The organism is Paenibacillus sp. MBLB1832 (assembly GCF_032271945.1).
GTDB lineage: Bacteria > Bacillota > Bacilli > Paenibacillales > NBRC-103111 > Paenibacillus_E > Paenibacillus_E roseopurpureus.
Genome location: NZ_CP130319.1, coordinates 2,864,308 through 2,885,766 on the forward strand (window position 1 = coordinate 2,864,308; position 21,459 = coordinate 2,885,766).

General features: G+C 43.3%; 25 protein-coding genes. 11 read left to right on the forward strand and 14 right to left on the reverse strand.

The annotated features are described in order from the left end of the window. Positions 1 to 3 precede the first annotated feature (3 nt). Both MJB10_RS12660 and MJB10_RS12665 read left to right on the forward strand, forming a co-directional pair. Complete coding sequence (locus tag MJB10_RS12660; RefSeq protein ID WP_314805334.1) at positions 4 to 162, forward strand: hypothetical protein; 159 nt, start codon at positions 4 to 6, stop codon at positions 160 to 162. An 86-nt stretch (positions 163 to 248) separates the two neighbouring features. Then, entirely contained in the window at positions 249 to 371 is a 123-nt protein-coding gene (locus MJB10_RS12665; protein ID WP_314805336.1) for a hypothetical protein, read from the forward strand. A 118-nt stretch (positions 372 to 489) separates the two neighbouring features. Here the strand turns inward: MJB10_RS12665 and MJB10_RS12670 are convergent, their stop codons facing one another. After that, complete coding sequence (locus MJB10_RS12670; protein ID WP_314805338.1) at positions 490 to 633, reverse strand: hypothetical protein; 144 nt, start codon at positions 631 to 633, stop codon at positions 490 to 492. A 164-nt stretch (positions 634 to 797) separates the two neighbouring features. Between MJB10_RS12670 and MJB10_RS12675 the strand changes: the two genes are divergently transcribed. The 9 genes from MJB10_RS12675 to MJB10_RS12710 all read left to right on the forward strand — a co-directional run bounded on the left by MJB10_RS12675 (position 798) and on the right by MJB10_RS12710 (position 6,204). After that, complete coding sequence (locus tag MJB10_RS12675) at positions 798 to 1,136, forward strand: DUF3139 domain-containing protein (protein WP_314805340.1); 339 nt, start codon at positions 798 to 800, stop codon at positions 1,134 to 1,136. 179 nt (positions 1,137 to 1,315) lie between these two features. Beyond that, positions 1,316 to 1,882 (forward strand): 5' nucleotidase, NT5C type, encoded by a 567-nt coding sequence (locus MJB10_RS12680; RefSeq protein WP_314805341.1) that lies wholly within the window; start codon positions 1,316 to 1,318, stop codon positions 1,880 to 1,882. 278 nt (positions 1,883 to 2,160) lie between these two features. Next, entirely contained in the window at positions 2,161 to 2,532 is a 372-nt protein-coding gene (locus tag MJB10_RS12685; protein ID WP_314805343.1) for a hypothetical protein, read from the forward strand. After that, positions 2,490 to 2,636, forward strand: coding sequence for a UPF0158 family protein (locus MJB10_RS26720; RefSeq protein WP_397386630.1), 147 nt, complete (start codon positions 2,490 to 2,492; stop codon positions 2,634 to 2,636). The genes MJB10_RS12685 and MJB10_RS26720 overlap by 43 nt, the downstream gene beginning before the upstream one ends. Before the next feature lie 229 nt (positions 2,637 to 2,865). After that, complete coding sequence (locus MJB10_RS12690; RefSeq protein WP_314805346.1) at positions 2,866 to 3,438, forward strand: hypothetical protein; 573 nt, start codon at positions 2,866 to 2,868, stop codon at positions 3,436 to 3,438. A 162-nt stretch (positions 3,439 to 3,600) separates the two neighbouring features. Further along, a complete protein-coding gene (locus MJB10_RS12695; RefSeq protein ID WP_314805348.1) occupies positions 3,601 to 3,930 on the forward strand; it encodes a hypothetical protein in 330 nt (109 codons plus the stop codon). Between the two features lie 365 nt (positions 3,931 to 4,295). Next, positions 4,296 to 4,745, forward strand: coding sequence for a GNAT family N-acetyltransferase (locus tag MJB10_RS12700; protein ID WP_314805350.1), 450 nt, complete (start codon positions 4,296 to 4,298; stop codon positions 4,743 to 4,745). Between the two features lie 185 nt (positions 4,746 to 4,930). After that, complete coding sequence (locus tag MJB10_RS12705; protein ID WP_314805352.1) at positions 4,931 to 5,767, forward strand: imm11 family protein; 837 nt, start codon at positions 4,931 to 4,933, stop codon at positions 5,765 to 5,767. 137 nt (positions 5,768 to 5,904) lie between these two features. Then, complete coding sequence (locus MJB10_RS12710; RefSeq protein WP_314805353.1) at positions 5,905 to 6,204, forward strand: nucleotidyltransferase domain-containing protein; 300 nt, start codon at positions 5,905 to 5,907, stop codon at positions 6,202 to 6,204. A 407-nt stretch (positions 6,205 to 6,611) separates the two neighbouring features. Here MJB10_RS12710 and MJB10_RS12715 read toward each other — a convergent pair whose 3' ends face one another. From MJB10_RS12715 to MJB10_RS12775, 13 genes are all read right to left on the reverse strand, one after another. Further along, positions 6,612 to 7,013, reverse strand: coding sequence for a DoxX family protein (locus MJB10_RS12715; protein WP_314805354.1), 402 nt, complete (start codon positions 7,011 to 7,013; stop codon positions 6,612 to 6,614). 73 nt (positions 7,014 to 7,086) lie between these two features. Then, positions 7,087 to 7,602, reverse strand: a complete 516-nt coding sequence (locus MJB10_RS12720; RefSeq protein ID WP_314805360.1) for an SRPBCC domain-containing protein — start codon at positions 7,600 to 7,602, stop codon at positions 7,087 to 7,089. Between the two features lie 30 nt (positions 7,603 to 7,632). Beyond that, positions 7,633 to 7,977, reverse strand: a complete 345-nt coding sequence (locus tag MJB10_RS12725; RefSeq protein WP_314805362.1) for an ArsR/SmtB family transcription factor — start codon at positions 7,975 to 7,977, stop codon at positions 7,633 to 7,635. 779 nt (positions 7,978 to 8,756) lie between these two features. Then, positions 8,757 to 9,212, reverse strand: a complete 456-nt coding sequence (locus MJB10_RS12730) for a DinB family protein (protein ID WP_314805364.1) — start codon at positions 9,210 to 9,212, stop codon at positions 8,757 to 8,759. A gap of 57 nt (positions 9,213 to 9,269) precedes the next feature. Then, positions 9,270 to 9,734: a DUF4362 domain-containing protein gene (locus MJB10_RS12735; protein WP_314805366.1), complete on the reverse strand. Its 465-nt coding sequence runs from the start codon at positions 9,732 to 9,734 to the stop codon at positions 9,270 to 9,272. A gap of 440 nt (positions 9,735 to 10,174) precedes the next feature. After that, positions 10,175 to 10,975, reverse strand: a complete 801-nt coding sequence (locus MJB10_RS12740) for a phytanoyl-CoA dioxygenase family protein (RefSeq protein ID WP_314805604.1) — start codon at positions 10,973 to 10,975, stop codon at positions 10,175 to 10,177. Positions 10,976 to 11,060: 85 nt separating this feature from the next. After that, positions 11,061 to 12,617 (reverse strand): extracellular solute-binding protein, encoded by a 1,557-nt coding sequence (locus MJB10_RS12745; RefSeq protein WP_314805368.1) that lies wholly within the window; start codon positions 12,615 to 12,617, stop codon positions 11,061 to 11,063. Between the two features lie 104 nt (positions 12,618 to 12,721). Beyond that, positions 12,722 to 13,582 (reverse strand): carbohydrate ABC transporter permease, encoded by an 861-nt coding sequence (locus MJB10_RS12750; protein ID WP_314805370.1) that lies wholly within the window; start codon positions 13,580 to 13,582, stop codon positions 12,722 to 12,724. Then, complete coding sequence (locus MJB10_RS12755) at positions 13,576 to 14,544, reverse strand: ABC transporter permease (protein WP_397386631.1); 969 nt, start codon at positions 14,542 to 14,544, stop codon at positions 13,576 to 13,578. The genes MJB10_RS12750 and MJB10_RS12755 overlap by 7 nt, the downstream gene beginning before the upstream one ends. Before the next feature lie 155 nt (positions 14,545 to 14,699). Then, on the reverse strand, positions 14,700 to 16,478 hold the full coding sequence (locus tag MJB10_RS12760) for a cache domain-containing sensor histidine kinase (RefSeq protein ID WP_314805372.1): 1,779 nt from the start codon (positions 16,476 to 16,478) through the stop codon (positions 14,700 to 14,702). A gap of 5 nt (positions 16,479 to 16,483) precedes the next feature. Beyond that, positions 16,484 to 18,031 carry a response regulator transcription factor gene (locus MJB10_RS12765; protein ID WP_314805374.1) on the reverse strand — a complete coding sequence of 516 codons (1,548 nt, stop codon included), beginning with the start codon at positions 18,029 to 18,031 and terminating at the stop codon, positions 16,484 to 16,486. Positions 18,032 to 19,211: 1,180 nt separating this feature from the next. Then, positions 19,212 to 19,910: a sialate O-acetylesterase gene (locus MJB10_RS12770; protein WP_314805376.1), complete on the reverse strand. Its 699-nt coding sequence runs from the start codon at positions 19,908 to 19,910 to the stop codon at positions 19,212 to 19,214. A 548-nt stretch (positions 19,911 to 20,458) separates the two neighbouring features. Continuing rightward, positions 20,459 to 21,427 (reverse strand): helix-turn-helix transcriptional regulator, encoded by a 969-nt coding sequence (locus MJB10_RS12775; RefSeq protein WP_314805378.1) that lies wholly within the window; start codon positions 21,425 to 21,427, stop codon positions 20,459 to 20,461. Between the last annotated feature and the right edge of the window lie 32 nt (positions 21,428 to 21,459).

Sequence of the window (21,459 nt, forward strand, 5' to 3'; positions counted from 1 at the left end):
GGGATGAGATCGTTGGAATACCGCGTAAAGCACAAGGTAACAGGCGAAGATAAGACGTTGACTGCTTCAGAAATGAATGACATGATGCATGGCGATTCTGGCGAGATCGTAGTGTTTGATACAGAAATGGAAGCTTATATATTGCTTGATGATATCTGTTAATTGGTACAAAGTGGCTGCGTACAACTCCCTTTAGATGAGTAAAATATTTATGCTTTTAAATCACTCTGATGAGGCGGGCGATATCCATGTCTATAAAACCAGAAACAAACCAAAAGAAAATGCAACAAGTAAATCACGCAAAAGACCAGGATGACAATAAACCGAATCAAAATAGCAGCAGAGAAAAAAAGAAACACAAAAATCAGTAATAATGTAACAATTAAAAAAGCCCTTGGGGATGCTTTCCCTCAGGGCTTTTCACTTTGTACGGTGCTTCTAGTTGATTTGTAATTGTAGGTGAAAAGTCCCTCATTGAAGCTTAGCTAGTTACGGTTCATCAATATATTCTTCTTCGCTCGGAATACTGTTCAAAAGGTTATTATCTTGTTTCACATCTTGCTCGGTATCGCAGTTAACAATACACTTCATTATTTCTTCGGAGTTGTCTTGAATATTAGTGTAATCAACCATCCATGTACCTCCTTTCATCGAAATTAGATTTTCCAATATCAAGAAAATTATTCGATTAGTGATTTGGATGCTTCCATTAAAGTAACAGGCAGTAGAGTTGATCAACTAACGTGCTAATTCTGGTACAATGTATGTTAACAACTTTTAGTAGGTGAGATGGAAATATGACTAAATTATATGTCCGAATTATGCTTACTTTCTGTATTTTGGTCATTGCGATTCCACTTTTCATTTTTGCCTATATCAAGTTTAATCTTCACACTATAGAAACAAAAACGATTCAACATTTGCTGGAAGATAAAGAATTCAATAAGGCAAATATTATGAGTCTTAAAAGCAAATTTGGCAAAGCTCCCTTGTTTTCTGTAAACGTCGTATTTAAAGATGAACCCGAAGTAGTTTATTACTACAAACTCGGTGAAGATCGATCAATTTTTCAATATTCCCATACAACAATAAATAACGCTCAGCATTATACGTATAAACATATTGAACAAAGATAATAAGTCTGATCAATTTAGGGGCAATCCATTCCGCTAACGGGAACGATACTTGAGGGGCTTGCTACGCGGCAGCTCCTCTTTTGTTTATTCAAGTAAAGGGCAGGATAGTTCAATATGATGCTTCCCGTAATTTCCCGTTTATGTTATTGTTAATTTTCAATAGACCATAAAAAAGGTAGGTGCTTGTTCTGCATATTGGCGTAGATTTAGACAACACAGTTCTTGATGCCACCTCATCTTACTTGCAATATTATAATAAGGCTTCTGGATTATCTTTAGCACCAGCCGATGTTAATGATTATTATTTTTATCGTTTATATGGATGGGACAATGAACAACGTAAAACGGTATATCATAAATATGGATACGATATTCATTGGAACTCAAAGCCTTTTCCAATGGCAGTAGAAATTTTACAACAGTTATTTGAAAAGCATAAAATATCAATTATTACTGCTCGTCCGTTACTTTTTCATGAGGTTACCGTTAAGTGGCTTAAACACCATAACATTCCTTATCATAATATTACACTTACTGAAAATAAACTCCAAGAATGTATCAGCTCAAAGGTAGACGTGTTAATTGATGATGCACCTCATTACGCAGAGGAGTTTGCCCTTCAAAACAAGCCTATCATTTTGTTTGAACAGCCATACAATTCATCGGTTTCTAATGACATAGTGTATCGTGCTTCTAATTGGGTTCAAGTAATAAAACATGTTGATTACTTAGATTCGCTTTCATAATTAAAAAAGAAGAGAAGAGAAGTTCTATCAAAGAAACCACTCCATTGTCTGGAGTGGTTTGTTGATTAAATGCTGATATATATTTTGTGTTTAAAATGTACTTTGTGTTTAGATATATTACGGTGAACCGTAGCATAAATGGAAGTCAGGTCGTTAAACTAACGACGAACGATAGTTTGATGAAGATATTTGGATTATCCATGATTGAGGCTGCTGATAGGTAGCTTCATTTGTTTTTTTGGATATGATATTTATATATTTGAAAGGGGCAGAATCAATTGAAGAATAAAAAACCAGTAAAATTAGATGATCTAATTAGTCAGACTGAAATTCAAATTGATGATACTTTTACTTTTATAAACACTAATACAGGCGAAGTTATTACATTAATGAGAGAAGAAATGAGAGCTGCAGAAGATGAAGAACATCTTGAAAAATTTTCTGACTGGCAAAGAGAGAATATTGAGAAAGCTATCAGCATAATTGAGGATGAAGATGGGGTTTACGTAGACTATACATTAAGAAACAACTTCAATGAGTATGAAATCATGGAGGAGTTTATTTTAAGTCATAAAAATCAAAAAATAGAGAAGCACTGTATGACACCATTCAAGGAAAAGGAGCTTTTCCAAGATTCAAAGATAGAATAATTGAACTTGGCGTTGATAAGCAATGGTATACTTACAAAGAAAGTAAGGTAAGGCAATTAGTAATTGAATGGTGTAATGAGCACAATATTGAGTTCCAAGATTAAGAACGGATCTAGTAGGCTGCCGCGGTTTATGTCGGCAGCTTCATTACGTTAACTCGCAAATTAATGAGAGACTCCATTAATTTGTATTAAGGGAATGCAACGTTTTTTTTATGATAAGTCTATATTGTCCAAAAAGGGAGATACACCGACTGTCTATTGTAAGCGGGCAAATTTTACTACCACCGAATCATTTAGAACAAATGCTTAACTTATCGGAAGGGGTCAAAAAATGAAAAAGCTTTTTACGCTTGTATTTACGGTAATTCTTATTTGCAACTTAGGAATTAATTTCTACCAATATAAACGTCTTGTTCATTCCTATAATGTTGTGGCAGATAAATTTATCTTTCAACTTGACAAGGCAAAGCAAAGTGCGGAAGGAATACAAAAAACAATAGATGAAAGCCAATTGAGTCTTTACGCGGACGATCTATGGTACGCACCCGACCATATTGCGGATTATGGAAGCCTCTTGGATTCCATGGTGCAAAATTCGACATCATACAAGAGCATACTTTCACACGTAGGGACTGATTTAGCGAATTTCACCCTAGACGTTTGGAGTAAAAACGGATTGAAACAACCGATTCGTTCAGGAAATAATCCGCTTCCTTCCCCTGTTGATACAGCGAAGCTAAAAGAGGTTTACACTATCTTTCGTAATCATTTTACCGATTCGATCATACGTCACACAGACTACGAAAAACAAAGACAAGCGCTTTTAGACGCTCATCAAGAGATCAAGAGCAAAGGCTTGGATCAATTGCTCAAAAATCCAACTATGTTTGACATGGGAATGTAATAATGATGAACTAACTGGCAATCGACAGTTTCTTAGAAAACGGTTCTTTTTGGATCAATTAGCAAGGAAATTTACGATAATAGCTTTTGCTTATTAAAGTAACGGGCAGTTTAGTTCCAATATGTGTTAAAATGAGTGGGACTAAAATTTGGAGTTGAAGTAATGACAATTAGCAAAAAAGGGTCAAGAAAGATTATTGTCGGGCAAGAGCCATTCAGATGGGTAATCACTCCATCAGCAAGAGGTATTATTACGCTAACCGTTCAGCATGATGAAGTGAAAGGGCAATTGCTCCGAGTTGATATAGAGTCAGACATCAACGAATTCTGGGTGGAGTTTCCGAATGTTGAATCACTCAATAATAAAATCGTGATGCCTGCTGAAATAGCTTTAATTATTTCGGAGGCAATCATACAGGGGTGGAAACCTAGGGAGAAAGGTGCGTTATTAAGTTTCAAACATTCAGAAAACAAGCTGTTATCGTTGAAATAATAGGAGAGGATAGTTCCAAAACGAGATAACGGCAGCAGGCCAGTCAGCTCAGTCCAACTGAATTGAATATATAACTTTTAATGAGGAGAATTAATACTATTGAAGCTTTTTACAAAGGAATTTAAGAAAATTGTTCCATTCAGTTCCCATGGAAGAACGTTATATCTTCCATAATCTGTGGTGCCGCGCTGCAGCATGGATGGCTAACGGGAAACGAGAGTTGAATAAACAAACAAACACCACTTGGCTGCCCCGAAAATGATTGGCAGCCTCATTGTTTAACTGGCAGGCTGGCAGGAAACTTCCAAAAGGTGTTGAATTTAGATTGGAGCATTGGAAATGACTTCTCGGGGGAGATGGTTTAAGTGAATGAATTCATAATTACAAAAGTGCATCATCTAGATACCCATAAGCTTAATCTGTTGGTTGATGAGAGTACGAGTGAAGGATTTCGTCACCTCAAAAGATTGGTAACCGATTATGAAGCTGGAACAAATAAATTCGATTTGGACGGGGAAGCACTCTTTCTAGCTATTAAAAACGGCAATATTGTAGGAGTTTGCGGATTGAATCAAGACCCGCATTCAGAAAACATAGAAATTGGTCGTGTTCGTCGAATGTATGTCTCACCAAGTGTACGCCGATTTGGGATAGGGCGGATGCTAATGGACTCAGTTATTGCAGAAGCTAGAAATTACTTTCAAATGCTTGTGTTAAAGACTGATAATCCTGTTGCTGATTTGTTTTATCGCTCAATCGGGTTTTCGGTAAAAGATGATTCTGAAAATGACACCCATCTACTTCAGTTAGCGTAAGCTAACGCAGGACGAGAGTTGAATAAACAAACACCACATGGCTGCCGCGAGAATGTTTGGCAGCCTCATTACGTTAACGGGCAGTAGAGCGTGGTAGAACAATTATAGCGTTAGCGGCGTACTCGTACACCCTAATATATGGTAAAATCAAAATATTATATTGCTAAGGCTAAGGGGTGTTCTTATTGAAAGTATGGTGGCTAGACTATCATCCTGTTTTTAACACTGTAAATTTTGCAAATGATGAAGATGAGAGAGACGTTAGAGAATTGGTTAAAAAAGCTATTCCAATATCGGATAACTGGGGAAAATATCAAGTAGTATTAGAGAACAAGGAGAAACCATCAGATATACTCCGAGAATTGGGTGGCGCTCTTATAGTAAGCGGACGAACAAAGGAAGTCATCTCTCAGTTATCTGATTGCAAAGTTGAATTTCTACCACTAACAAGTGTAGATGGTGAATTTTATGTGTTGAATGTATTAACAGTTTTAAATTGTGTTAATCCAAATCATTCAAAAGAAAAACGTTTAAGTTCTGGAAAGTTATTGGAATACGTAGAACTTGAGCTGTATAAAGATGTTGTACAAGATAAAGACATTTTTAAAATCATGCTACATGAAGGCGATAGAGTTTTACCTAAAATCTACGTTTCTGACCAACTTAAATCATTAATTGAGAATCAACTTGAGGGATTTCAACTTGTTGAGATGTGGGATTCGGAGTTTTCGTGGAAGCAGAAGGAAGAAAAATATTCAAACATGTGCGAAGCAGTTGATAAATCGTTAAAGAAAACATTTGACTTTGGGAAAGCTGTTGATTTTGTAAAAAACAACAAAGAAAAAGTTGCGTATAGTGGGAAATGGGCATTAAAAGTTGATGACGAAAATGAAATTTTACTTGGACAACTGCAACTTGATGGAGGTTATATTTGGATTAACCCTGCTTTTTATCCACCAATTATCTTAGGATTGACATGGGGGACTAAAGAGAAGAGAAATATGCTATTTGGAATATTTTAAATTATTGATTTATTAACTAATAATATGAAAGGTCATGTCATTACGCTAACGGGTAACGATAGTGCAAAAACAAGGGACAGATCGCCGCGACAGGCAGCTGTCCCTTGTTTCATTGAAGTAACGGGCAGTAGAGCGTGGTGGCACTTCAAAAGACACCGCTTCTGGAAGGGGAACCCAGAAGCGGTGTCGAAATAGTTTGCATAATATTTAACGTTTTTTTAGGGGGAGTATTTATTCATCCTGATTTAGATTTTATCATGTCTGAAATGAAGAATTTCCAGAAGCCTTGGTTTATTTCAGGGGGTTGGGTAATCGATATTGCTTTAGGTAAAGTAACGAGGGAGCATGACGATCTTGATATTTGTATTTACCGTGAGGATGCTAATGAAGCACTACGATATTTTGATGATTGGGAAATTAAAGTAGCGGTTCGTTAATTTCGATCATTAGACATATGTATAAAATACGGATTTTGTGAAGTAGTAAGGGCTCTTAAAAATGACTAAACAGCGTCTTCTTTAGTGTTGTCTTTTTCAATAACTGCAACATTAATTTTCATGGGAGCTTAATGAGGCTGCCCGAGCGGCAGCCTCACTTTGCATTTTGCTGAACTCGTTTTCCGATTATCAGGCATGAACCTTAAGCCCTGGGAATAGGCGCTTGGGTCAAAGAAGGCAATTTCCCACAGATGTCCGTCCAAGTCCTCGAAGCTTCTGATATACATAAAGCCATGATCCACCTTCCCTCCCGCACCCAGCGCCTTATTAGCCAGTGCGCAATGATTCCTGCAGCAGCGCTGGCGACATCTGCCATAGGCTTGGTAATGAACGTCTGGAAATACGACTTACTTGGACGTATTGATACTCCTGCGGATGATAAACCGTAAGCTCTTGAGAGTCTCACGCTTCAGGTACAAGAGTACGGCCACAAATACTAAAACCAATAAAGGAACAGCTGCATCCGTTACGAGGCCTGCGGCGAGATTCGTAAAAGTCGCTCCGATCATGATGACAATCATGATCATTAACGATGAAGCTGCCGCTTTTTGGCTACGGTAGCCGGCTATAAGAATCAATCCGGCCAAAACTTCGAAAACGCCAACTGTGTAAATCAATGAGACTGGCGTACCAAGTTTGTCGGTGAACAATTCTCTGATTTGGGAGGCAGTGGAGAAGAGTTTCGAAGCCCCAGAAAACAAAAAGTTCAATGCAATTAGACCATGCAGAATACGTACAACCCATTTCATAAGTCAAACACTCCTTAAGGGGATTACTTTTTCGCATATATATAATTCAATAATGGTCTTGGTTCCAGCTGCCCTATTTCTTTAACTCGTGCAATAGTTCTTCTAGACGACCCCAAGTTTCTGTAATACCCTGCAACATGCCCATGTCCATAACGAGTTTAAGAGCCTCAGGGGACACATATTCGGAACGATTGACCAGCATTGTCCTGCCACCCAAATCAATGAACTCTACTGTGACATTGGTCGATGGCATTGTGGCATTTGTATTTCCTTCAGCATCTGCGAAGTAATCAGTGTAGACGATTTTCTCCGGTTCGATAATATCTTTAAAAACCGCTTTGCCCCAAGATTCCATACCGTAAAATTGGCCTTGATGCTGATCCACACACTTCATGCAGTAGTGCCAAACTCCTCCCGGCTGGAAATCAATGTTGCAAACAGGTAGATCCCAGCCTTTAGGTCCAAACCAACGCTTGAGATGCTCAGGCTCTTTAAACATTTTGAATACGAGATCGCGCGGTGCATCGAAAATGCGCTCCAACACTAGCACCCGTTCTTTCTCTACCCTTGAAACTATTGTGTATGACATTGTAGTTTCTCCTCGTGATTAGGAATGACTTTATGGTTTTTCTTTGTTCTGAAGTTCCCGCAAGTAGTCGTCCAGCTTGTCGTATCTTTCTTCCATCACTCTCAGAAAGGATTGCGCCCAATTATTCAGCGCTTGGAACGGCTCCAGCCGGATTCTGTAGATACGGCGGTTCGCTTCTGCCCTTACTTCTAAAATCCCGTGGTCGCTAAGCATCTTCAAATGCTTCGAGGCTTGAGGCTGACGAAGCCCCAAACGTTCGGCGACTTCCCCCACAGTCAGGGGACCATGGCGCAGGAGTTCTACGATACGCATACGATTAGGTTCAGCCAAAGAGCTCAACGTTGATATCTCCATGGCCTGTTTTTTGACTGACATGCTGCTCACCTCACGTAATCAATTTGAATAATTCTACCATCCCCTTATCACTATACTATGTTATCATGTTGTTGACTCCAATATATTCCATAATGAATATTCACGTCAAGGAATATTTGTACAATGACACTTTTGTTCAGTTCTGAGCGTTTGCCTTACACGACGGTTCTTCTTTTCATCCACAAGAGAGATTACTCCGTAGCATAATCCCCACAATAAAAAAACCGATTCTTCATGCGGAATCGGGGTGACCTTTTCAAAATTAATTAAATATTCCGCCGCGAGAATCGATAGCTCGTATGTAAACACTTTCTCGTTGTGGTTGTTCTCAAAGAGGACACGAAACGTACCGATCCGGAGTCGATACAAGCCAACTTAACCCTTCTCGGTTTGATATCGCCATCTAGTGGAATGCTGAGCAAACCATTCAGATCCTGCACGATTCGCTCTTATATAGCTTTCTCTTGTTTAGCGTTATTTTCACCGAGTCTTAATGTGGTCAGTCAACTTGTAAACCGAACTCAGCTCAGTGGCGTTGGGATGAAATATTGCCCAAAAAGCATTGCAACGATGATTCCAAAAAACAGTACAAATATGAAGATTAACAAAATACCAAGAACAAATCTTCGTAGTTTCATGTTATTCCTCGTTTCAATTTTGTCGCTAAACCCGTTAGAACGAACCAAAAACGGCTACGTTTAGCAATCGTATTCAGTTATCGTTCTGCGTTAGAGTTCAATGCCAAACCCATTCCGAGCAATGGTGATTATTATGCCCTGTTAGAGCCTCGCGAACGTGATGTAATCGACTTGAACTGGATCTGCATATTCGATCCGAAGTGCCCGGTTAATCTGTCCCCGGTGATATTGCCCATGTAAGAGGACCTGCAACAGGATGTCCCGGACGGATGTTCGGAACGGAACCCCGCTCTGATTCGCATAGTCCATCATCTCGTCCAACTCGGATTCCTCGAGCCCTTCGATATAGACGCGATATTGCTCGGCGTTTTCTTCGAACATCCTCCGGATCGCCGTCAGGTCTTCCGCTTCCTCCCACAACGTATATTGCGCGCTCCCTTTGCCCTCCAATCGGTACAGCCAGACTCGTTCCGCGACCGCGACGTGCCGAACCAGCTTCAGAAGGTCCTTGTTCTTTGTCTCACTCTCCTCGAGCGCGTCCAAGATGCGTCCGTCCGCCCAGTACAGGTGGTTCATCATGCACTTAATCGTCTTCATTTCGGTTTCCCCCTCTTCGTCTCATCGACTACTTGAACCTACTGATCTCCCGTTAGACTATAACAACTCTTTTCTAAATGATATTAGTCTCAGTTGCTCATCTTCCTTGAAGTTATTACATTTAGACAATTCAACATCAAGGAACTCGTTGTCCCTTTCATTCATTCGAATCGATTTACAGACATATTCTGTCTTGCCTTGGTCACTCCATGCGTCTCTTGTGTTATCAACTATCCAATGTATTTCCCTACCATTTGAATTTACGTCATGAATAATTGGACTGCCTTCCACTGTAGGAGAAACAATCATTAAGTTATCCCCTTTACCTTCATTAAATCTATTCATCATTTCATCTACACGGTCCAAATCCACTTGATCAAAGTTAATAATGATTGACTTGTTTTTGTTTGTATTTTCTTTATGGGATTGTTGATTTATGAGTACAAAAATAACACTGACCAATCCAATAAATACGATTATTTGAATGTAATTTATTGTTTTCTTATATTTAACGATTTCCACCTCCACAATAATTCAATATTTAAAATATTCGGCAAAGGAGTAAACTATCCTCCCCTTTACTTTAATAAACAAAAGAGGAGCTGCCGCGAAGCAAGCTAGTTTGCGAAGCCAAGGATAACTCTGCTGGATCTATTTGGCTCCATAAGTAAGGAGCTAGCACGCTGGCTATAGGTCAAAAATGAGGAAACCTCCCCGTTGTCATTGACATGGGGAGGTTTTGTCGTTGCGTGAGCATGAAAATCAAGCGATGCGTTTCACGCAAACCCACGCTCGGCGTGTTACTGTAGGGACAGCTTTTGTTACTGCGTCCGTGTTAAGCATAACTTCCGGCGGCCCTGGTTGTTAGCCGTGCCATCCAGGCTTAAACTATGGTTTCACAAATTCGGGCTCGATTTGCTACCCTTAACCCCAACGTACTAGCACCTTAATCGTCTCTCTCATCAAGTGTACGGGTTCGTCCCTTCGGCTGCGGGGAGCTTCATCGCTTTCAGCGGCACCATCGATTCATCCGGCACGTAATACTTGAATCGATTGGTGCTGATATCGCCAAGCAGCTGCCGGCGTATCGGATCGGCGCCTTCCAGCAGGGCTGGACTCGCTTGATGATAATCGATCGGCCGCATCCATATGGGACTGTAGCCTATGAACAGCTGCCGTCTTGTGTGCGAAGAACGGTTCGGAGCTCCAGAATGCCACAGATTCTGGCCAAAGATGAACACATCGCCCGGCTTGCCGCAAATCTGCACCTCGTTCTCTAACGGAACATCGACGTTGGTCTGTATCGGAACATAGTTCGGAATGAGATGGCTCCTCGGAATCACTTTCGTATTCCCGCGATTCTCCTCTGACATATCGCTCAGAATATAGCCGATTTTGATATAATACGTTGACGTCAGCCCTTGAATAGAAGGAAATCCCGGGTGGGGGCCATCCTGGTGCCAATTAATGAAGCTGCTCGTCTCTGTCTTGCGGTTGTCCGGATTCGGCTTGCGTACCGTGAGATGAGAAATATGCAGCTGGATGTTGAATCCCAATAGATTCACTATCAGCGGCAGTAGCGCCGGATGATCGATCAGTGACAGAATTGCCGGATCCCGCTCCACGCTATTATAGATATTGTAGGAAAGCGCTTCGGGCTCCTCCTTCAGAATTCGGTCTACGGCCGCGTTCACCTCGGCCACTTTATCTTCTGAGAGAACGCCTCTCAGAATCAAGTACCCATCTTGTTCAAATTGCTGCATCAAAGACGGAATCGCAAGTTCCACTCCCAAGTTGGCTCACTCCTTTATAGACACATATCATAATGTCATTAATAATTGGCTGATTTTATTTACTATAACCGAGTGTCTGCAGCTGCTTGATCGCCGAATCCATGTAGGTCTTGTAATTCATTGTCGTCTCCAGCGATTTCAGGAAGCCGTCATACTCGGATAATGGCCGCTTGCCATACACAAACTTTGTTATTTCTTCCTCCACGAAGCGGCTCGCATCTGCCGCATTATAACCGTCCGGATAAGTCAGGAACCCATTCAGCACTTGAATTCGGGGCTGTTTGTTGGCAAAGTCGATGTACTTCACTTGAGGGGCGAATTTCACTGACAAGTAAGCTTGTTCCGGCCGCCCCGTAAATTGATACAGCCACGTATAACCGGCTTCCTTGCCCATCAGATCCGTAGGGATAACTTTATCCCCTTCCAGATTAAAGTGTTTGCTCTTTACGCCGAACTGCACAAGCAGGGATCCGTCTTTGGTGGATACATAATTCAACAGATCGAATACCTTCTGCAGCTTAGCTTTGTCCTTCTCCACTGATTTCGGAATCACGAACAACCCCGGTGCGGTACCAATATCCCATGAGCCATCGTTCTGAGCAACAGGACCTTTCGGTGCCGCCATCTGAAGCCATTCCGCATTCGGGTTGACCTTCTTAATCTGGTCAGCAAATTGTTCTTTGGTTACGTTTGGCCAATCCAACCAGACGATGCCCGCCTGTCCTTTAATGGCCTTCTCCTGATGCTGAAGCCCATTGTTAGCCATAAGCTCAGGGTCAGCTGAACCACTGGCGATAAATTTATTGATAAAGGCAAGTGCATCCTTCATACCGCTGTCATACAAAGAATTTACGATTTTGCCATCTTTGACGTAGAACTCCCCCGCACCGCCACTAATATAAGGGTTGCCTACGCCGTAGCCGCCGAAGACCGGAGCGAACGCCTGTAGCTTGCCCCCGGTTAGGCCGTACGTATCCTTCTTCCCGTTGCCATCCGGATCCTGCTCCGTGAAAGCCTTGGATACGTTCAGCAATTCATCAAAGGTGGTTGGAGCCTTGAGATTTAGCTTATCGAGCCAGTCTTTACGAATCCAATACGTGTTGTAGGGGATTTGCGGTGCTTTTGCGATTGCATAGATTTTGCCGTCTACCGTGCCCTTCTTTAAACTGTCAGCCCCGATGAAATCCTTGACCGACTTCAGCTCTTTATCCAGATAAGGCGTCAGGTCCAACAGCAGGCCCTGCTGTGCGAACTGCTTCAATTGTGATTTGTCTACCCCGAACAGATCAGGGAAATTGCCTGAAGCGACACGGACGTTAAGTTGATTCTTATAATCGTCTCCAGCCGCATAGGCGGTCAGATTGATATCTGTGTTCAGCGCCTTATCCAGCTCTTGCTTAATGAAATCCTTATCTGGTGTCGGCAATCCGCTAGCGTTCTCTATAATGTCCAGCTTAACCGGTTTGCTTAGCGCTGCTGTTGATGCCGGTGCGCTTTCGGTCACTGTCTTGCCGCCGGCCCCTCCTGTGTGGCCGCTGCTGCAGCCCGCGAGGAGTGTGCCTGCAAGCAGTAGAGCCGTTATTGAATTCCGTGCCGTCAGTTGACGTTTCATAGATATTCCCCTTCTTTCTTTGAATGGTACGAATGAGTGGAGCTACTTTATTGAAGCGATTACAGACGAACGTCCCTGCAGGTCAACGTTCCTCCAAACCGATTTCAACCTTTGATAGAACCGAGCAGCATGCCCTTGGTGAAATGCTTTTGCATGAACGGATACACTAGGATAATAGGTAGGCTCGCCATAACTACGGAGGCCATCTGCAGCGTTTCAGTAGGTGTCAAATTCTCGGCATTTTCCAGCGGTTGCTGAGTTTGTATCAGAATCTCCCGCACAATCACCTGTAATGGGAAGAATGAACGATCCGTCACATACATAATCGCTTGAAAAAATTCGTTCCAATGTCCGACCGCATAGAAGAGTGACACGGTCAGTATTACCGGTACGGACAAGGGCAGCGCAATCTGCCACAGCACCCGAAATTCCTTGGCTCCGTCCATTCTTGCCGATTCGAAAAGCTCTTCGGGCAGCTGCTCGAAGAAGCTTTTGACGATTAGGATATTAAAGCTCCATACGAGGTTGGGCAAGATCAACGACCAAAGTGAGTTGAGCAGCCCTACGGACTTGACCACGAGATAGGTTGGAATGATTCCACCGTTGAAAAGTAGGGTAAATACTACCATCATCAAGATAATACTACGTCCCGGCAGCTTCCGCCGACTGAGCGGATACGCCATCAGCGCGGTCACGATAATGTTCAGAACCGTTCCAACGATCGTAATGTAGGCGGTGACGCCAAGTGCTCTTGGTATACCAGAATCCGTCAGTAGCTTATGATAAGCAGCCAAAGTAATATGCCTCGGTATCAGAATGAAGCCGCCGTTCTTCAGCACCTCGCTAATCGGGGTAATTGATACGGATACGACATACAGCAGCGGAAACACGACGGCCGCTCCGCACAAGAGTAGAATGATGAACGTAACCGTATTAAAAAAGCGATCTTCCCAGCTGTTTACCATATACCATCCCCCCAAATCTTCGCAATCCGGTTCGCCACCAGCACGAGCGTTAAGCCAATAACAGCCTTGAACAATCCGACTGCTGCCGCCAAGCTGAAGTTCAACTGCTGCAGTCCAGTACGGAACACCCAGGTGTCGATAATGTCCGCAACGGGATATACTTGAATGTTATACATGATGTAGATTTGTTCGAAGCCTGCGTCCATAATATGGCCGAGCCGCAGAATCAGCAGCATCACGATTACGCTTCGTATTCCGGGCAGTGTAATGTGCCAGATCATCCTAAGCCTTCCCGCTCCGTCGACACGCGCTGCTTCATACAGCGTCGGATCAATGCCGGCAATCGCCGCGAGATAGATAATGGCACCCCAGCCCAAGTTCTGCCATACTTCAGAACTTACGAGGATGGTGCGGAAATAATCCGTTGAGGTCAGGAAAGGGATCGCTCTAAGGCCAAGATGGACGACCCATTGGTTGAACAGGCCGGAACTCTGGGATAGCAGCGCCAGCAGAATCCCATAAATAATGACCCACGAAAGAAAATGCGGCATATACGTCAGAGTTTGGATCAGCGATTTAAACCAGCCCACCCGGCACTCATTAAGCAGCAGTGCGAACAGGATCGGCGGCAATGCACCGAATGCCAGCTTATACAGACTGATAAGGAACGTATTGGTCAGCAGCTGGACGAAATAAGGCGAGTGAAAGAAGGTCAGGAAATGCTTATCCCAAGGCTGAGCCCATGGACTGCCCAGGATACCATCGACAATAGAGAAGTCTTTGAATGCAATGATAATGCCGTACATAGGAACGTATCGAAAAATTAAATAGAAGATTACCCCTGGCAGCAGCATGGCGTACATGGCCTTGTATTGCCATAGCCGCTTCATGCCTTTAACCCGTTTTTGGGGACGCCTTATTGCCGCCTCTGTGTGTTTATGTATAGCTATTTGCTGCTCCATGGATTCACCTCGTATGCCGGCTTCGGACATTTTTGTTTGCGTTTTCATTTCGATGATCCTAGTATATCAATCAAGCAATCTTCATGAATATGCAGTAATGTTACGAAAATAGGAGGTACAGCAGCAAATCGAAAGGCGTGCCACACGGCACGCCCCTAAGCATGTATATCAATCACATCGGTCGTTCGCTTCCCAGCATACGGAATGGCAGGGAGCTCAATGACCACGATCGTTCCGACATTCTTGATGCTGCGAATTTTTATGCCATAGCGTTCTCCGAAGTGGAGCCGAAGCCGCTCATGAACATTGTTCAGCCCAATACCCGTAAACCGCTCCTTCTGAAGGGCAGCTCCGCCTGTTTGGATGACCCCCTGAAGCCGATCAGGCTCGATCCCTACACCGTTATCTCGAATCACGAAACGCAGTAATCCACGTCGTACTTCGCCCCGCAGACTGATTGCCCCATGCCGGCGGCTTGGCGCTATGCCGTGAAAGATCGCATTCTCGACAATAGGCTGCAGCGTCAGCTTTAGAATGGAGCAGGTTCCTACAGCAGTTTCTACTTGGTATTCGAAGGTGAACTTATCGCCATAGCGTGTCTTTTGAATTTGCAAATATTGCAGAAGTCCCTCCATCTCCTCATCTACACTGACGAACTCCGATGTCTTATCAAAGCTAAATTTCAATACCCCGACCAGCGCTCGAATCGTTTCCTTCACTTCATCGGTCCGATGCTGCCTGGCCAAACTGCCGATACAAGCAAGCGTATTATATAGAAAATGCGGGGCAATCTGGCTCTGCAGCACCTTCAGCTCCAGCTCTTTCTTCCGGGCCTCCATCTCCTTGGTTTCCAGAAGCAGAACTCGAATCCGTTCCATCATCGCATTGTAGCTTCGCGTCAAGCGGCCTATCTCATCATCGCGGCGAACCGTAATGCTGGATACGACCTCCATATCACGGACGCGGTCCATACGAATAGCCAGCATGCGGATCGGGTGTGTCATAAGGCGGGACATCGCGTATGCCGTCAACAGCAGAGCGGCCAGCATGATCATGGCGCCTGTCTGATAGTCGTTATATAGTGTGGAGATATTCTGATAAAAGTAGCTTTCCTTAATGAAGAAAATGAGCGACCAGCCTAGCCGGTTCTGACCTGATTTCAGCACAGCCATCCTTCCCTGCGGTCCATCCAGCTCCTGAGAGCCGACTGGAAGCTCGGCCAAGTGCTTAACGAAATCATCCGGAAGCTCGGTAAGGTAAGCATTCTTCTTGCTCGGAAGCAGCTCTGTCTGCCTGTCATAGCTCACTAGCTCGTTCCTATCGGATATCAGTACAAAGGTTTGCTCGTGCTGGGACAGCTCAGTCAGCTTGCTCCTCAGCTTATCCAAATTCAGCTCAACGACTGCGACTCCAAGCCGCTGCCCTTGCTTATCGAACACAGGCCGGGCAATGGCTACCGTGTAACCAGATTGCGGTGAGTTATAGGGCTGGCTGACAATCGAATAGGCATTCACCTGCGCCATTTCATAAAGCTTTGGCAGCATTGGATTGCCTAACACCTCGTAGAATACTTGGGAATTGCTGAAGATAGTTGCATCCGTACGCATAATATAGACGTTCTTAACTGTATTGCTGTTATTATCCGCCACCGAGCGAAGGAAATCTTCGACACTTTTGTTGTCCGTTGATTTCAGCAATTCGATATTGGCTGAGAGAAGAAGAAGGATATTCTGTCCATTATCGAGATATGTGTCTAGAAATTGATTCGTTCTAGCAATCAGCTGCTGCGCGTCATCTACAATCTGATGCTTGAATAAACTGGCGGCGCGGTTGTAATTATTGGCGGCCAGGAAGGCGAACAATGTGAAGGTGACGAGAAATAACAGTAAGAATTGCTTGGTGGCCATACTCCAGCTTCTGATCCAAAGCACCATGGCACTTACCCCCTCTTGAATTCCGTTGGCGACGCCCCGGCATGCTCCCGAAAGGTAGTCGTGAAATAGCGGTAGCTGGGTATACCAACGGCAATGGCGACTTCATAGACACGCATCGTAGTTGTCTGCAGCAGATGAACGGCCCGTTCCATTCGTTTGCGCGTGACATAGTCGTTGTAGGAGATCCCCGTCTCTTCCCGGAATAACCTGCTAAAATAAGTGGAGCTTAGCTCGACATGCTCCGCTACCTGAGTGAGCGTGATCGGCTTATCCAGATGCACCTCGATATAGGCCTGAGCTGCCGTAATTTCCTTGCGCTGCTTAGCTTTTGGGCCATACCCGCTCTCAATCTCATGGACCGCAATGGCGATTAGCTCACTTAAGCTGCGTACTTCCATCATGGCGTTGGCCGTCTCCACGCGCTTCTCGATCCCCCCTTCGGCCGAAACGTCCACCCACAGCTGCCGCCACTCGAGCACCAAATTTTTCAGTACCTCTGCAGGAAGCCGGTGCTTGCTAGCCCAACGCGTTAGCTCGTTGCGCAGACATTCCACCAGCTTAACGCGGTCCCCTTTCGTCTGCCGCAACTTCTCTGCCATCTGTGATGCAGCTGCCGAAGAGAGGGGCGCCGCTGAAGCTTTCCCTCCAATGAACACCTTCACCGCCTGATCATAAAATCGAAGCGTCTGCTCTTCCGTGACGAATTCGTACATCTCCCTTAGTTCTTCGGGCTTGCGGACCGGCTCACCGACTACGGCGTATATATTCACCGCACCGCTTAAATAAGGGAGCTGGCGCTCCACCATATCGCATAACGTACTTGTGATCGTCTCAAGCTGGCTTCTCAGACTGATGGAAGTCATCGACTCTTGGGAGAAGAGCAGCACATACACGCCATCCTCCGCAGGCAGCCAGTGAAAAGGGTGCTTCGGCCATTCCAGCCTGGTTAGCATCTCCTCCACCTCGCGATGCACAAAAGGCCTGTAGGCCTTGCGAGACTCTACATGGATAGCCGTAAGCCACAGGGGCATGAGCAATTTAAACCGACTTAGAAAGAACTCGCTAATCTCCTTCTCACTGACAGCTGAGCCATTGGTGAGATTAACCCATTCCTTCGATAGCTGCCAGCGCCGATCTTCCGATTCTTTCCTGTGAATCGATCTTGCCCGATCATGAGCCTCTCTGGCCTTATTCAGCGCCTCAGCTAATTCCTGCTCTTGCATAGTGACCTTCACCAGATAACCTGTCGCCCCAAGCTGCAGCGCTTTGCGCGCATATGCGAAATCCGAATGACACGTAAGCAGAATCACCTGAGTAAGGGGAAATTCCTCTTTCAACTTGCTGAACATCGTTAAACCGTCCATGACTGGCATGGTAATATCGGTCAATACGATATCGGGGGAAAAATTACGGCAGAAAATCAGCGCTTCTTCACCATTCTCCGCTTCTCCCACTAGCTCCAAGCCATTTGCCTCCCAAGGAAACAAACGCAGCTCCTGCCGCAGGGGGACTTCATCATCTACGACTAAGACGGTCAGTAAATCCCGGTTCATCCGGCACCTCCCATTTGCTTTGAATGAATTGGTAAACGCTTTCAAATTATAAGTGTAACATACTCCTCTCTGGAGACAATATGCAGAAATTATATCATTTTATCCACAATGGGAAACAAATTGCAACCATCATAAGGGAATAGATATTAGAGATACCTAAAGCAAAGCATCGCTTCAACTTTGAAAACAGTTGGCAGCGGTGCTTTTGTGTGATTCAACGAAAGAATTCCCTCTATTTGATTCTTGTCCCCAGTATTTGTCGATTCATGATTGTAAATAAAAAGTTCAGCAGACTCTATTTAATCTACCCCTTAATATTGGCTCCAAAAGAACATGTAAATTTGGAATAAACCATCTTTGCTTCGAACAGTTCCATCTTACAAGAGTTGACTGATTCTAAATATTGATTTTTAATGACCTCATGTTCTTCGATAACCCAGTTAGCATAATGAAGAATCTAATTGTAATTTAAATCCTAATAACTTTCTATTTTAATTACAAATTATCCTGCCAGTGGTCCTATTTCAGCTTTGTCTCGATCTTTTAAATCAATAAAGTCCCAGTCAACTTTACTACAACCTTTGCATGGAATTAAATAGTTAATTTGCTGATCATTAGCTGAGAATATTGGTCTCACCTCGCAAGTTCAATGTCGTCTGGTCTTACAGCAAACAATGCCTTTGTAATTCCAGCCTCACCCGAAAACTCTAAGAAATTGTGTCGCAAGAATACAATGTAGGCACTTTTGTGTCATTGGACAATAGTTTTGTATAGTTTTCCCTTTTATGCTGATAACACCACGCCTACTCCCTCTATGGAGTAACGCTTTGCTCTTAAATACTCTCGTTTTCTCAGTTTTTGACCATCAATACTTTTCAGGAGATTACATTTTAATGGTATGAAGTTGTAGATGAAGAATATTATGGATATTCCAAGGGGCAAAAGACTCTCTACCTAAACCATCAGATATAAAAAAGGATGGAATGGTAATGGTGTATGGTTGCACCTTTGGATCTCCATATGTGCTCATGGCGGTCAACCCTCCCACTTCTCTTTTACGTAACGTACATTAACTTCATCAGAATAGTCATTGTACTAAATTACATTGTGTTTAATATCCAGGAATTTTCGATTCGGAAGTAGGAAGCCTACGAATAAATGGACATACTAACTATTTTTATTACTGCTTTTCCTTGATACGTAGCCAAGCTTCCGCCATTCGTCTTCCTAAGCTTCGTGCAGAAGGTGCATCATAATGTAAACAGTCTCCTCCGTGTTGTAGACCATCTGAAGAAACAAACTCATAGCAAGGAAAATCATAGCGAGCCGATTTTAAAGCGGAATTAATGTGACCAGTGTAGGGATATTTGTCTTGTTCAATGAATGTCCCAAGTTCCGATGCAATAAATGGAACGCTCGGTACCATTAATTCTTTACGTATGTCTGCAAGTAAACTATAAAAGCGCATTCCGTACGACTCAGCATCTGCTAGATTGGTAGAATCACTCTCTCCCTGTGCCCACAAAATCCCTCGAAGTTGCCCTTCCTTCATTGCCAAACGACAACGATCTATAGCTGACAAATAGAGGTCTCCAGTGGAAACCCACCTTTCAATTTTGGTACCGCCAACGGCGCATGGAATTAATCCAATTGAAGATATATTAGTTGTCTGTAGAACTTCTTTTGCAAATGGTAAGCCAGGACCTACACCCACAAGTTCAGGTTTATCAAAGTGAATTGGCTCCTGCGCGGCCTGCCACTCTCCATTTTGATTTAATACTTGAATACGTTCATCACTTGCTTCCGATAGATCCTTTTTTGTTAAAGCGCCTCTACCTGCCATATTTGATTGTCCAATGAGTAAGAACAGATCCATCATAAATTCCCTCCACTATATCCTATATATTCCAAAATATTCCTATAAATATTATTTCTCTAGTTTAAAATACACGACAATTTGGGCATTATCTTGTCCAAGAAGATGTAGTCTTACAATCTTTTGCACGAAAGGAAACTAGAAAATTTGAAAACGTACGCTTAGCAGCACCCTGCCTTCCAGCAGCTTAATCCTAAGGCGGTGGTCATTGAGCCATCAATAATGCTTGTATTACTATACTTCAATATTTTTCTCATAACCAATCAGTGAATATAATCGGTTTCCTCGCCTGTAAAAGTGATTTGATAAAATCGGTTATACCGGTTATCCCCTTCCCATTGCCGTGTAACGTGACCATTTTCGGTAAGGGTTTTTAGTCGCTGACTGAAATAAGCATCATTATTACTTTTCCAATTTTAACTCCCCATTTTCATACTCAAACTGTAATTACCAATTGACATAAAATCTCATTGAGGGTGTTATTCTTTATGTACATTAACAGATACCACATTTATTTCTTTTCCTTCGCTTTCTTGTCTCTCAGATAAAACTTAAGAAAATTTTAAATTGGCTAAACGTTCTTCCAAAATCATGCGCAACTCATCAGGAATCCGACCAAACTCGACCCCTTTTCCTAAAAACAAAAGCCAATCCGCATAATAAGCCAGCGCTTCAACATCGGTTACATCCAGCTGAACATTGAAAATCCCGCTAGACTGAAACATACCAGTAAATGACAATCTAATCCCTGGCGGGTGCATTCGCTTAAATCGCTGAATCCCAGTCGTATCTAGTTTCACAACAAGATTGGCCTCACGTGCAACGAGGCGTTTTTTGTTTAAAATCTCTTGCTCAGACAACTTCATCTCAAGCTCAGATATTGCAGAATCTCGCAGCATCTCAACAGGTAAATAACGAAACTCATCCGCATCAAAATCATACACCTCTACTAACCACCGAGCGTTTGAGTTAAAAATATGAAGTAAAAAAACGTCCAGCAACTGTGGCCAGCCAAGACTCTGCTCATAAGTCACGCGCAAATGCTTATCTCGCACAGCAAGTGAAATCAACTGGTTCAGCTCCGCTGGTGCCGCGTCATCGAGCTCCAAAAGATTCGGATTGGCAGGATTCGTATTTTCAAAAAGTAAAATATTATTCAGCTCAATCAGCTCGTCCTGCTGGGTTTGCGAAGCGATGCCGATGAGCTTTTCTGTGATTGAGCGGCGATTTTGCAGATAAGGCAGCTGTGAATTTTTTGAAGCGATAAAGCTGATAAAAATCGCCTTCAGCTCTTCTGGCGTAAAGCGGGCGGCGGGCAGATACTGATTTTGCAGGACATTGTAGCCGCCACCGCGTCCAAGCTCGGTCGTCAGCGGAAAACCCATCGCCTGAATCTCGTTAATGTCTCGGATCGCGGTCGCGCGGGAAATCTTGAACTCCCTCTGAATCTCGGCGATTGTAAAATGGGCGCGGTTATTGATATAGCGCATGATCAAGTTTACTCGTTCTGTTTTTTTCATAATTTTATTGTATCAAAAAAGTAGCAAAAGAA

What these genes read in the sequence shown, in the direction of transcription:
- MJB10_RS12755 (WP_397386631.1), bottom strand. Translation starts at nt 14,544, where the DNA reads ATGGAGCAGCAAATAGCTATACATAAACACACAGAGGCGGCAATAAGG.
- MJB10_RS12670 (WP_314805338.1), bottom strand. Translation starts at nt 633, where the DNA reads ATGGTTGATTACACTAATATTCAAGACAACTCCGAAGAAATAATGAAG.
- MJB10_RS12765 (WP_314805374.1), bottom strand. Translation starts at nt 18,031, where the DNA reads ATGAACCGGGATTTACTGACCGTCTTAGTCGTAGATGATGAAGTCCCC.
- MJB10_RS12715 (WP_314805354.1), bottom strand. Translation starts at nt 7,013, where the DNA reads ATGAAATGGGTTGTACGTATTCTGCATGGTCTAATTGCATTGAACTTT.
- MJB10_RS12725 (WP_314805362.1), bottom strand. Translation starts at nt 7,977, where the DNA reads ATGTCAGTCAAAAAACAGGCCATGGAGATATCAACGTTGAGCTCTTTG.
- MJB10_RS12665 (WP_314805336.1), top strand. Translation starts at nt 249, where the DNA reads ATGTCTATAAAACCAGAAACAAACCAAAAGAAAATGCAACAAGTAAAT.
- MJB10_RS12675 (WP_314805340.1), top strand. Translation starts at nt 798, where the DNA reads ATGACTAAATTATATGTCCGAATTATGCTTACTTTCTGTATTTTGGTC.
- MJB10_RS12745 (WP_314805368.1), bottom strand. Translation starts at nt 12,617, where the DNA reads ATGAAACGTCAACTGACGGCACGGAATTCAATAACGGCTCTACTGCTT.
- MJB10_RS12750 (WP_314805370.1), bottom strand. Translation starts at nt 13,582, where the DNA reads ATGGTAAACAGCTGGGAAGATCGCTTTTTTAATACGGTTACGTTCATC.
- MJB10_RS12770 (WP_314805376.1), bottom strand. Translation starts at nt 19,910, where the DNA reads ATGATGGATCTGTTCTTACTCATTGGACAATCAAATATGGCAGGTAGA.
- MJB10_RS12740 (WP_314805604.1), bottom strand. Translation starts at nt 10,975, where the DNA reads ATGCAGCAATTTGAACAAGATGGGTACTTGATTCTGAGAGGCGTTCTC.
- MJB10_RS12720 (WP_314805360.1), bottom strand. Translation starts at nt 7,602, where the DNA reads ATGTCATACACAATAGTTTCAAGGGTAGAGAAAGAACGGGTGCTAGTG.
- MJB10_RS12660 (WP_314805334.1), top strand. Translation starts at nt 4, where the DNA reads ATGAGATCGTTGGAATACCGCGTAAAGCACAAGGTAACAGGCGAAGAT.
- MJB10_RS12760 (WP_314805372.1), bottom strand. Translation starts at nt 16,478, where the DNA reads ATGGTGCTTTGGATCAGAAGCTGGAGTATGGCCACCAAGCAATTCTTA.
- MJB10_RS12730 (WP_314805364.1), bottom strand. Translation starts at nt 9,212, where the DNA reads ATGAAGACGATTAAGTGCATGATGAACCACCTGTACTGGGCGGACGGA.
- MJB10_RS12775 (WP_314805378.1), bottom strand. Translation starts at nt 21,427, where the DNA reads ATGAAAAAAACAGAACGAGTAAACTTGATCATGCGCTATATCAATAAC.
- MJB10_RS12690 (WP_314805346.1), top strand. Translation starts at nt 2,866, where the DNA reads ATGAAAAAGCTTTTTACGCTTGTATTTACGGTAATTCTTATTTGCAAC.
- MJB10_RS12695 (WP_314805348.1), top strand. Translation starts at nt 3,601, where the DNA reads ATGACAATTAGCAAAAAAGGGTCAAGAAAGATTATTGTCGGGCAAGAG.